The organism is Aestuariibaculum scopimerae (assembly GCF_059428085.1).
This window is the reverse complement of the sequence record NZ_CM182089.1, coordinates 1,059,740-1,071,845: the sequence shown is the minus strand read 5'-3', so window position 1 is coordinate 1,071,845 and position 12,106 is coordinate 1,059,740. Positions and strand designations below refer to the sequence as shown.

The 12,106-nt window shown below is 35.1% G+C and carries 11 protein-coding genes; 6 read left to right on the top strand and 5 right to left on the bottom strand.

Going from position 1 to position 12,106, the window contains the following annotated elements; all coding sequences use genetic code 11:
* Positions 1–364 precede the first annotated feature (364 nt).
* The gene (gene thiL / locus AC5SR4_RS04795) at positions 365–1,405 is read left to right on the top strand and encodes a thiamine-phosphate kinase (RefSeq protein ID WP_495358399.1); all 1,041 of its coding nucleotides are present in this window, start codon (positions 365–367) and stop codon (positions 1,403–1,405) included.
* On the opposite strand, the gene AC5SR4_RS04790 is transcribed toward thiL, so the two are convergent.
* The 4 genes from AC5SR4_RS04790 to AC5SR4_RS04775 form a co-directional block, all read right to left on the bottom strand.
* Positions 1,395–1,670 (bottom strand): DUF1660 family phage protein, encoded by a 276-nt coding sequence (locus AC5SR4_RS04790; protein ID WP_495358398.1) that lies wholly within the window; start codon positions 1,668–1,670, stop codon positions 1,395–1,397. The genes thiL and AC5SR4_RS04790 overlap by 11 nt on opposite strands.
* A 70-nt stretch (positions 1,671–1,740) precedes the next feature.
* Positions 1,741–1,968, bottom strand: a complete 228-nt coding sequence (locus AC5SR4_RS04785; protein WP_495359158.1) for a DUF1660 family phage protein — start codon at positions 1,966–1,968, stop codon at positions 1,741–1,743.
* Positions 1,969–2,066: 98 nt separating this feature from the next.
* On the bottom strand, positions 2,067–2,849 hold the full coding sequence (locus AC5SR4_RS04780; protein WP_495358397.1) for an alpha/beta fold hydrolase: 783 nt from the start codon (positions 2,847–2,849) through the stop codon (positions 2,067–2,069).
* Between the two features lie 43 nt (positions 2,850–2,892).
* Complete coding sequence (locus AC5SR4_RS04775; protein ID WP_495358396.1) at positions 2,893–3,549, bottom strand: hypothetical protein; 657 nt, start codon at positions 3,547–3,549, stop codon at positions 2,893–2,895.
* Between the two features lie 265 nt (positions 3,550–3,814).
* On the opposite strand from AC5SR4_RS04775, the gene AC5SR4_RS04770 reads away from it, so the two are divergent.
* Complete coding sequence (locus AC5SR4_RS04770) at positions 3,815–5,137, top strand: aspartate kinase (protein ID WP_495358395.1); 1,323 nt, start codon at positions 3,815–3,817, stop codon at positions 5,135–5,137.
* 58 nt (positions 5,138–5,195) lie between these two features.
* Here the strand turns inward: AC5SR4_RS04770 and AC5SR4_RS04765 are convergent, their stop codons facing one another.
* Entirely contained in the window at positions 5,196–6,488 is a 1,293-nt protein-coding gene (locus AC5SR4_RS04765) for an aminopeptidase P N-terminal domain-containing protein (RefSeq protein WP_495358394.1), read from the bottom strand.
* 103 nt (positions 6,489–6,591) lie between these two features.
* On the opposite strand from AC5SR4_RS04765, the gene AC5SR4_RS04760 reads away from it, so the two are divergent.
* The 4 genes from AC5SR4_RS04760 (at position 6,592) to AC5SR4_RS04745 (ending at position 12,026) form a co-directional block, all read left to right on the top strand.
* Positions 6,592–8,433, top strand: coding sequence for a T9SS type A sorting domain-containing protein (locus AC5SR4_RS04760; RefSeq protein WP_495358393.1), 1,842 nt, complete (start codon positions 6,592–6,594; stop codon positions 8,431–8,433).
* 156 nt (positions 8,434–8,589) lie between these two features.
* Positions 8,590–9,249, top strand: coding sequence for a succinate dehydrogenase cytochrome b subunit (locus tag AC5SR4_RS04755; protein WP_495358392.1), 660 nt, complete (start codon positions 8,590–8,592; stop codon positions 9,247–9,249).
* Between the two features lie 10 nt (positions 9,250–9,259).
* The gene (locus tag AC5SR4_RS04750) at positions 9,260–11,272 is read left to right on the top strand and encodes a fumarate reductase/succinate dehydrogenase flavoprotein subunit (RefSeq protein WP_495358391.1); all 2,013 of its coding nucleotides are present in this window, start codon (positions 9,260–9,262) and stop codon (positions 11,270–11,272) included.
* A gap of 10 nt (positions 11,273–11,282) precedes the next feature.
* Complete coding sequence (locus AC5SR4_RS04745; RefSeq protein WP_495358390.1) at positions 11,283–12,026, top strand: succinate dehydrogenase/fumarate reductase iron-sulfur subunit; 744 nt, start codon at positions 11,283–11,285, stop codon at positions 12,024–12,026.
* Positions 12,027–12,106 lie beyond the last annotated feature (80 nt).

Below are 12,106 nucleotides of genomic sequence, written 5' to 3'. Positions count from 1 at the left end.
ACAATATAAGTCACGGATTACCATATAACCTAACATTATATTAGTATATAGTTTTATAGGTATTAGTTATTGCATTAAAAAAAATAAAGAAGCTTTCAAGTTTAATTATTCAAATGGCCCTGTATTAACTAAAAATTGCGTATATTATATATTAATAAAATAAGATTTTACACATCCAAGTAGTACCTCCCAAACCTTATATTTTAAATCGTATATAAAGCGTAGTTATAGCGTATGTATGTAGCATTTTCTATACAGATCCTTCACTGGTACGCCATAGTTAATTGCTATATAAAGCACCATAGCCACATAAAACACTAACATATCTTATCAGTTTATCAAATAACCTTTCTATTTTTGCAACATGATAGAAGATAAAAATCAACAACGAACACAGTTAAGTGATTTAGGTGAATTTGGACTTATAGAGCACTTAACCAAAAACTTTAAGATAAGCCACACATCGACCATTAAAGGTATTGGTGATGATGCTGCTGTTTTAAAGTTTAACAAAAGTAAAATTGTTGTGACTACCGATATGCTTGTAGAGGGTGTGCATTTTGATTTAAGTTATATGCCACTTAAACACTTAGGATACAAAGCTGTGATTGTTAATTTATCGGATGTGTATGCCATGAATGCCAAGGCAACGCAAATTACGGTATCAATAGCCGTGTCTAATAGATTTCCTCTTGAAGCACTTGAAGATTTGTATGCTGGTATAGAAACGGCGGCCAAGATTTATGATATTGATGTTGTTGGGGGAGATACCACATCATCTAACAAAGGCCTTATAATTTCGGTTACAGCTATTGGAGAGGTTAAAGAAGCAGTTTTTAGAAGTGGCGCTAAACCCAATGACTTGCTAGTTGTAACAGGCGATTTAGGAGGGGCCTATATGGGCTTGCAAATACTGGAACGTGAAAAGGAAGTGTATAAAGTAAATCCCAATAATCAACCTGATTTAGAACCGTACTCTTATATTATTGAGCGCCAATTAAAACCAGAAGCTCGCAAGGATATTGTTAAATTGTTGGATGATTTAAAAGTTAAACCAACAGCTATGATTGATATAAGTGATGGCTTGTCATCTGAAATCATCCATATCTGTAAACAGAGTGAAGTAGGTTGTGATTTATATGAAGAAAAAATCCCATTAGATCCCCAAGTTATCTCTACTTGTGAAGAGTTCAATATAGATAGTACTACGGTTGCCTTGAATGGTGGAGAGGATTATGAATTGTTGTTTACCATTTCCCAAACGGATTTCCCTAAAATTAAAGCGAATCCTAATCTTACCGTGATAGGATATATAAAAGAAGCAACTGAAGGCATTCATTTAGTTACAAGGGCAGAGACAAAAATACCAATTAAGGCACAGGGCTGGAAAAGTTTTAATGGCTAAAGTTAAGCAATTCGAAAGTAGGGGTATCTTCTTCCTCTTCTTCTAAGGATGCTTTTTTATTCATCCTGTCTAAACGCTTATTGTGTATGCGTTCTAATACGTCATTAATTTCCCTAAATTTAGGAGTGAGTTCAATTAAATGACCATTTCCATTAGTGGTAAGCTGTTTTTTGCAATTTTTGCAAGAGTATTCTTTAACGTGATAGGTAACATTTCTAGTTACTGTAAAGTCATGACCAAATACCTTGCAATGAATGTTTATCATTAAATAAGTTGATTTTTAGGTTAAAAGACCCTTAAGCTATAAAAAAACATTCACTGTAGGATGGAAGTTGTTAATAAATCGATGAAGCGAACGATTTTCTCTTTGAACGTTCCATTCTGGAGTTATAAATTCTTTCTAAGATAGCGTTAATTTCCTTAAACTTAGGCGTCAATTCTATTAGATTTCCATTGCTATTAGTAGTTAATTGTTTTTTGCAATGTGAGCAAGTATACTCTTTTACGTGATAAGTAACTTTTTTAGTTACTTGGTAATCATGACCAAAAAGGTTGCAGTACATTTTGGAGGTTAATTTGGCTTTGTTAGTAGTTTTTTCCATGATTTGAGTGATTTAGGAGAATAAACATAAGTAAAAAAACCTAATAACACGACAAAAAGCTATATATTTTCGATGAAATGCATAATTTCTGTTAAGAATTCGCTTTCATTTTCAATATGACACATGTGTCCATCTGGAAATTCTATTACCAAAACATCTGTATTTATTGTTTGGTCTATTAATGTTTTATAATCTAAAGCAGGGTCTTTTTTGCTTACAATCATCATTTTCTTGAATTTGGAAGATTGTAAAACATGTTCTCTGTTGGGTCTTATTTTCATGCCTTCCAATGCTGCTATAATGCCTTGCAAGGGAGTTTCTAAAGCACTATTTACAATGTCTGTAATCTTTTTAGAAAAAATCAACCTGTTCTTTGGCCTAAATAAGTTGTTAATTGCTATTCTAATAAAGGTCTTGTAGTTTTGTTTTACAGCTATCACTGCCCTATCTCTATTTTCTTTTTTTACTTTGTTGTCTGGAAGCGCAGTTGAGTTCATTAAGCAAAGTCCACATAGAACATTTGGATATTTTTCGGCATAAGCCAATGCTACATAGCCCCCCATAGAGTGTCCAACCATTGCTGTTACTTGGTTTATATTTAATTGGTTTAATACAAATGCAACAGCTTCAGCCATGTCTTCCATGGTGTGAATGTAGCCCAAGCAGCCAGATTTACCATGGCCCAATAAATCGATGCATATTACCCTATTGTTTTTTGATAGCTCAGGCACAAAAGGCTGCCACATGGTACTGTTTTCCAAAAAGCCATGTAACAATACTACTGGGTTTCCTTTACCAGCATCGGTAAAGAAGATATTAATGCCTTTATAAAGTAAGTCCATAAAATAAACAATGTAGGGTTGAAATGCGTTTAATTAAAACCAGTTAAGCTTTCACTTTTTTAATTGCAGAAAAGGCTTTGTCAACAAATTCATCTTCAACCAAAATAGTAAACTCATTGGTGGTTGAAATAACTTCATAAAGAACAATGCCTTCCCAGGCTAATCGTTTAAAAAAATGGTAATATAAACCTGCAATTTTAGAGTTGTCTTGAGGAAGATTTACACTTATAGCAGATAAACCATCTTGTGAAGCTAGAAAGGTTTCATTTTTCAAGCTATCAAGAACAAAGTCGTTTAAGCTGCTAGATACAATAATGTTGCTTTCGTGTATGCCTCGGGTAAATGTGTAGAATAGTTTAGACTCTTGATTTATTCTATCCAAAATTTTTGAATGGTTATCAATAATTGTTTCAGAGTTTTTAATCGTAAAGTCCGTTAAGTTAGAGCGTACGGTAATATCTCCCAAATTTTGCATAACCTTTCTCATCTTAACCGAATTGGTCAATGTGGTGGGTGGGTTATAGCGCCTTAAGGCCATCATTATAGCCCCAGGTTTTACATCTTTTTTTAGCATTTTACTAATAGGCTCAGTTAGTTCAATAGCCAAAGCACTAAAGTTAATGATGTTTCTAGATAATGCTTCCTCCAGATAGGGTTGGGTAATTAAAATGTCTTCAACACAGTTTGATACAGTTTTCATGTATTTGTATTTACCGTTTTTTTATTTATTACATGGAACCTTCGTAAGGTTCATTGCTTATAAAACCGAACTTTTGCTAACGAATGCTACATGTTAACTATTTAACAATATGTGCAAAAATAAACAATTTTTTTAATAAATATTTTTTTTCTCTAAAGTAGTTATAGTTTAGTCCCCAAATTGATGGATATGAGTCTGATATTGCAAACTTTTAAGCTTTTAAGTGGCATAATCAGTACTTAATAAAGCATTAAGTACAATTTATATGAAAGTATTAAAATTTGGTGGTACCTCTGTTGGGTCTGTAGAAAATATTTGTAATGTTAAAAACATTATAAACGACGGAGAAAAAAAGATTGTTGTGTTGTCGGCTATGTCTGGCACAACAAATCAATTGGTCGCCATTGCAAAGGATATAGAAGATAAAAGATTGAATGATGCTGTTGATAAAATCAATATGCTTCATGAAACGTATTTTAAAACCATTGATGCACTTCTAAGTAGTCGAATTCTAAACAAAGAAGTTAAAGCATATGTTTCAGGTATTTTTAACCTCTTGGTTGAGTCTACTTATAAATCATTTTCAAAACAATTAGAAAACATAATAGTTGCACAAGGCGAATTGCTTTCAACTTATATGGTTAATAGTTATTTAAAGCAAGAGGGGGTAAGTGCCACTTTGTTGCCTGCTTTAGATTTTATGCGGATTGATGCTGCTAAAGATCCTGACTTAGATTATATTAAAACACATTTTAAAATTGTTTTTGATCAGGCCAAAGATTCTGATATTTATATTACTCAAGGATTTATTTGCTTGGACGATAATGGTCTTGTTTCTAATTTACAACGTGGTGGTAGCGATTACACGGCTACTATTATTGGAGCTGCTATTAAGGCCGAAGAAGTTCAAATATGGACCGATATTGATGGCATGCACAATAATGACCCGCGATATGTTGATAATACCAAGCCAATTTCTAATTTGTCTTTTGACGAAGCTGCAGAGCTCGCTTACTTTGGCGCTAAGATATTGCACCCACAAACAGTAACACCTGTTAGGGCAGACAATATTCCGGTACGTTTAAAGAACACCATGAACCCTAAGGCTTTTGGGACGTTGATAAATAACCACCATACAGAAATAGGTGTAAAAGCTATTGCGGCAAAAGATGGTATAACGGCCATTAAAATTAAATCGGCCAGAATGCTACAAGCATATGGTTTTTTAAAGAAAGTTTTTGAAATATTTGAGATTTACGAAACAGCTATTGATATGATTACGACTTCTGAGGTGGCTGTGTCTTTAACTATCGACGATGACAAAAACCTAGAAAAGATATTAGCAGAACTTGAAAAGATAGCTATTATAGAGGTAGATAAAAACCAAAGCATTGTATGCTTGGTTGGGCACTCTATTGTAAATCATGAAGAAACCCATAAACTGTTTAAAATATTAAGAGATGTAAAAATAAGAATGATCTCTTATGGAGGTAGTAATAACAATATTTCTTTACTAATTAACTCTAATGATAAAATAAAAACTCTTAGCAAGCTAAACGATTATTTATTTGAATTAGTCACTCTGTAAATTACAATTTTTAGTGTTGTTAAAAAAGGGTCGTTATATAACGACCCTTTTCTTGTTTTTATGAATTCATGATGTCTTCAATTTCATCTGCTTCAATAGGAATGTTGCGCATCAAATTAAAAGGTTCGCCAGAATTTTGAACCACAACATCATCTTCCAAACGAATACCAAACCCTTCATCAGGGATATAAATTCCAGGTTCTACTGTAAATACCATGTTTGCTTGTATTGGCTCAGTTAAAATACCATAGTCATGAGTATCTAAACCTATATGGTGCGATGTGCCGTGCATAAAATATTTTTTATAAGCTGGCCAATCTGGGTTTTCATTTTGTACATCGGCTTTATCCAGTAAACCTAAGCCTAACAATTCGGAAGTCATTAATTTGCCAACTTCAGCATGATAGGATTCCAATAAAGTGCCGGGAACCAGTAGTTTGGTTGCTTCATTCTTTACACGATTAACCGCATTGTAAACCTTCTTTTGTCTTTTTGTAAAGGTGCCAGAAACAGGAATAGTTCTACTTAAATCGCTGGAGTAATTAGCATATTCGGCAGCAACATCAAACAGTATTAAATCGCCTGCTTTGCATTGCTGGTTATTTTCAACATAGTGCAGTACGTTAGCATTATTTCCCGATGCAATAATAGGCGTGTATGCAAAGCCTTTAGAACGGTTTCTTAAAAACTCATGCATAAACTCAGCTTCAATTTCAAATTCCCAAACATCTGGTTTTACGAAACCTAAAATTCTACGAAACCCTTTTTCGGTAATATTACAAGCTTGTTGCATAAGGTCTATTTCAATCTGATTTTTAACAGATCGCAAACGCTGCAATATAGGTGCACTCTTTGCTACTGCGTGGGCAGGGTATTTTTCTTTTAGCCATTTTGTAAATCGGTCTTCGCGAGTTTCTGTTTCAACATTGGCTCGGTAATGTTCATTTGTATTAATATAAATAGTGTCGCATTGGGTCATAATCTCAAACAAGATTTTTTCCATGTCTTTCAGCCAATACACAGTTTTAATACCGCTGGTTTCAAAAGCTTTTTCCTTGGTTAGTTTTTCGCCTTCCCAAATAGCAATGTGCTCGTTGGTTTCCTTTAAAAACAGAATCTCGCGGTGCTTTTCCTTAGGGCAGTCGGGAAACAGTACCAAAACACTTTCCTCTTGGTCTACACCACTTAAATAAAAAATATCACGATGTTGCTCAAAGGGCATAGTGCTATCGGCGCTTATGGGATAAATGTCGTTGGAATTAAAAACAGCTAAGCTCTTTGGTTTCATTTTAGCTGTAAAGTTTTTTCTATTGTTTATGAAAAGGGACTTATCTATTGGTAAATATTTCATGACAATTAGTAATATTAAATTTTTATTAATAGAAACAAAGCTAAAGAAATTATAGTTTATTAATTGTTATATTTGGTTTTATTACAAAGAAGGTTGGATTATCATGAACAAAATTTTCTCTCAAATAGTATGGCTTGGGGTTTTTATAATACTCATACCCCAATTAAGTGCACAAACCTTTTTAAGGGAAATTACTTTTAGCAAACAAATTGAAAAGTCTAGCTTAGTTGTAGAGGGTAAAGTTATTTCAAAAAAGGCTTATTGGGATGTTGAACATAAAAGTATCTTTACGGTTAATACTATTCAGGTTTTTAAAGTTTTTAAAGGAACGCCCCTTGACGTTGTAGAGGTAATTACCCGAGGTGGTGTGGTGGGGCTCTCAGCACATGTGGTATCACCCAGTCTAAAACTTAACAAAAAGGATATTGGTGTTTTTTTGTTGTATGAAAGTGATATTGACATTGATTCAAACAGTAAGCCAAATAAAAAAAAATATAAACCCTATGGCTCTGCTCAAGGGTTTTATAAGTATAACATAGAACGTGATTTAGCTGCAAACCCATTTAACATAAAACAAGATATCGTTAATTCTCTGTATAATGAAATCATGGCAGTCACAAAATCTAACTATATAGATATCTCCCCTTATAATATTAACGAAATAAGTAAATCAATAAAAGAAAATAAGGTTGCGGCTCCAAGTATTACAAGCTTTTTTCCAACATCTGCAAGTGCAGGAACTAAAACGGAACTTACAATAAATGGCTCGGGTTTTGGAACTCCAGGCGCTGTTAGGTTTTCAAATGCTGATGATGGAGGTGCTACTTATATAGAGGCTTTAGGTTCGCAAATAATAAGCTGGGAAAGTAACCAAATTGTTGTTCAAATTCCTTCTGAAGCAGGAACTGGAGCCATTCAAGTAGTAGATAATGTAAATGCTTCTACAACATCTGCGAGCGAACTTATAATTACATATTCCCAGTTGAATTTAGTGGCCGATAATGTGAACCCGGGAACTGATGTGGCTTACCAAACACAACATATTAATAATAATGGGTCAGGAGGATATACTTGGGTTATGTACACAGACTTTTTTAATAATTCAGATTATGCAGGAGCTAAAGTGGCTTTTGAAAGAGCATTTGATAATTGGCGTTGTGCAACTGGGGTTAATTGGACAATTCAAAATACACCAACAACAACCGATGTAGTTGCTGACGACGCATTTAATGTTATACGTTTTGATAATGGGTCAGAGATTCCAGCAGGTGGTGAGGAGAGCGTTTTAGGTCGCTGTACCTCTTATTACAATGGTTGTTTTACTGCAGGAAATACAAGCATCAATTGGTTTGTTAATGGCATGGATATCGTGTTTAATGATAATATAAATGACCCAGATACAGGTGCTAGTGAAACTTGGTATATTGGAACAGGCGATCCTGGGATTACACAATATGATTTTGAAAGTGTTGTGCTACATGAATTGGGCCACGGCCATCAATTAGGTCATGTTATTGACACGGAAGATGTTATGAATTATGCCATTTCTAATGCAGAAATCCAACGGGTGCTTGGAGCAATTAATATCACTGCTGCAAATGATGTGCAAACTAGAAGCACGACTGTAAACCCTTGTCCAGGTTTAGGAACTTCAATTATGACTGATTACTCTTGCCCATTAAGTGTTGAAGATAACATTTTAAACGCAGGGGTAAACATATATCCCAATCCAGCAAAAGAACAGTTTTTTATTAAAAATAAAACTTTAATGAGTTTACAAAAAGTGGTTATTTATGACATTAGTGGTAGGGTAATTTCAGAATACGATGTATCTAATGACGAACGTATAAAAACAATTAATCTGCCAAATGTTTCAAAAGGCATTTATTTTGTTAATATTCATTCACAAACGGCTATGACCACTAAAAAAATAGTTTTTGATTGAGCGTTATAACAATCATAAAGTAGCTTAATGTACTGAAAAACGCTTCTTTAAAACCATTCTAAATACCTAATAAAACAACCTATAAAACTTGTTAAAAATAGGCTTGCTCACTACATTTGCATGAGCATTTAAAAGTATTAACTAACTAAATAAATAATGAGCGGATTTTTTAAATCTTCGATTGGAAGAAAAGTAGCGATGGCACTTTCGGCTTTTTTCCTTATGTTCTTCTTGCTTCAACATTTTGCAATAAATATTTTATCTGTTTTTAGTGCAGAGGCATTTAATGAAGTTTCCCATTTTATGGGCACCAATCCATTAGTGCAATATGCATTGCAACCTGTATTGATCTTTGGTGTTGTATTTCATTTTGTCATGGGGTTTGTGTTAGAAATTAAAAACAAAAAATCGCGAACTGTTGCCTATGTTAAAAATAATGGTGCAGCAAATTCATCATGGATGAGTAGGAACATGATTTACAGTGGCGTTGTTATTTTGGCATTTATCATATTGCATTTTATTGATTTTTGGTTTCCAGAAATTAATTATAAGTACATAGCCTTTTTACCAGAAGACCCAACAAGATATTTTGAAGAGTTGCAACATAAGTTTGTAAGTCCTGTTAGAGTTGCGGCCTATGTTATAGCATTTGTATTTCTGGCATTACATTTACTTCATGGGTTTACCTCGGCATTCCAATCTATGGGATCTACAGCAGGTAGAAAGGAAACATTACAAAAAATAGGTAAAGCCTATGCTATTATTATTCCATTAGGGTTTATATTCATAGCTTTATATCACCATTTTAACCATTAATCTTAAAAATATGGCTTTAAATTCAAAAGTACCAAAAGGTCCAATAAAAGATAAATGGACAAATTATAAAGACCACATTAATCTGGTTAACCCTGCTAACAAGCGTCACATTGACGTTATTGTTGTGGGTACTGGATTGGCGGGTGGTTCGGCCGCAGCTACCTTAGCGGAGTTGGGCTATAATGTTAAAGCATTTTGTTATCAAGACTCACCACGTAGGGCGCACTCTATTGCAGCGCAGGGGGGCATCAATGCAGCAAAGAACTACCAAGGAGATGGTGATTCAACTTACCGATTGTTTTATGATACCGTAAAAGGAGGCGATTACCGTTCTCGTGAAGCTAACGTGTATCGTTTAGCAGAGGTGTCGGCTAATATTATAGATCAATGTGTGGCACAAGGGGTGCCGTTTGCTCGTGATTATGGTGGGCTGTTAGATAACCGTTCATTTGGCGGGGTATTGGTATCCCGTACATTTTATGCCAAAGGGCAAACAGGTCAGCAATTGTTGTTAGGCGCTTACTCTGCTATGAACAGACAAATAGCACGTGGTAAAATACAAATGTATAATCGCCATGAAATGCTTGATGTTGTTAAAGTAGATGGTAAAGCAAGAGGTATAATAGCTCGTGATTTAATAACGGGCGAAGTAGAGCGTCATTCCGCTCATGCAGTTGTAATTGCTTCGGGAGGCTATGGTAATGTATACTTTTTATCAACCAATGCCATGGGCTCTAATGCTACAGCAGCATGGAAAATCCATAAAAAGGGCGCGTACTTTGCAAACCCATGTTACACACAAATACATCCTACATGTATTCCACGTTCTGGTGACTACCAGTCTAAATTGACGCTGATGTCAGAATCCTTGCGAAATGATGGACGCATTTGGGTGCCAAAGAGCTTAGATGATGTAAAGGCCATTCGTGAAGGGCGTAAAAAACCTACCGATTTGTCTGAAGAAGAGCGAGACTATTATTTAGAGCGTCGTTATCCTGCTTTTGGTAACTTGGTGCCACGCGATGTGGCGTCACGAGCTGCTAAAGAGCGATGTGATGCTGGATATGGTGTTAATGCTACAGGTGAAGCGGTGTATTTAGATTTTAAATCGGCCATAGAGCGTTATGGAAAAGAGCAAGCTAAAATTCATAATATCGAGAATGCCTCTGCTGAGAAAATATATGAATTAGGAAAAAAGATCGTAGAAGCTAAATACGGTAATCTGTTCCAAATGTATGAGAAAATTGTAGATGAGGATCCATACAAAACGCCGATGATGATTTACCCAGCAACACACTATACCATGGGAGGCGTTTGGGTAGATTATAATTTAATGACCACGGTAGATGGTTTGTATTGTATTGGTGAAGCTAATTTTTCGGATCATGGTGCTAATAGGCTAGGAGCTTCAGCATTAATGCAAGGGTTAGCCGATGGGTATTTTGTATTACCATACACCATTGGGGATTATCTGGCCAATGAGATTAGAACTGGAAAGATACCAACAGATACTAAAGAGTTTGACGAAGCAGAAAAAGAAGTAAAAGATCGTATCGATTTCTTTATAAATAATAAAGGGAAACACACAGTAGATTATTACCATAAAAAGTTAGGTAAAATTATGTGGGATAAATGTGGTATGTCTCGAAATGAAGAAGGCTTAAAAGAGGCCATGGTTGAAATTAAGGCGCTGCGTGAAGATTTCTGGAAAAATGTAAATGTTCCTGGAAATGCCAACGAAATGAATCCAGAACTAGAAAAGGCAGGACGTGTTGCCGACTTCCTTGAGTTAGGAGAGTTATTTGCCAAAGACGCATTAAATAGAAATGAGTCTTGTGGTGGTCACTTTAGAGAAGAATCCGTGGAGTTAGATGGTGAACAAAAAGGCGAAGCCAAACGGAACGATACTGATTATGCCTATGTAGCTGCATGGGAGTATAAGGGCGAACCAGCTGATGCTGTGCTTCATAAAGAAGAACTTGAGTTTAAAGACATAGAATTAAAACAAAGATCATACAAATAAAATAGACATTATGAACTTGACATTAAAAATTTGGAGACAAAAAGACTCAAACACTAAGGGTCAAATGGTCGATTACAACGTTACTGATATTTCAGAACATATGTCTTTTTTAGAAATGATGGATGTTTTGAATGAACAGTTAATTAATAAAGGTGAAGAGCCCATAGCATTCGATCATGATTGTAGAGAAGGTATTTGTGGTATGTGTTCCATGTATATTAATGGAGAGGCACATGGGCCTGATAGAGGCGTAACTACCTGTCAATTGCATATGCGTATGTTTAAGGACGGTGATACTATAACAATAGAACCATTCAGGGCTACTGCATTTCCTGTTATAAAAGATTTAGTAGTAGACAGAAGTGCTTTTGACAGAATACAGCATGCAGGCGGTTATATTTCAGTTAATACATCAGGAAATACACAAGATGCTAATGCCATTCCAATTTCAAAACATGCAGCTGACGAGGCTATGGATGCAGCCACATGTATAGGCTGCGGTGCTTGTGTGGCATCATGTAAAAATTCCAGTGCCATGTTGTTTGTAGGAGCCAAGGTTTCTCAATATGCTTTACTGCCTCAAGGACAAATAGAAGCAGCCGATCGTGTTCGTAATATGGTAGCACAAATGGATTTGGAAGGTTTTGGTAACTGTACCAATACAGGAGCCTGTGAAATAGAATGCCCTAAAGGCATTTCATTAGACAACATCGCTAGAATGAATAGAGAGCTGCTAAAAGCAAGCCTTTCTTAGATGTTAAATGTCGTTTGTCGTAATATTATAAAAACCCAAGCCTAGGCTTGGGTTTTTTTGTTAGATTTAATGTTGTAAAT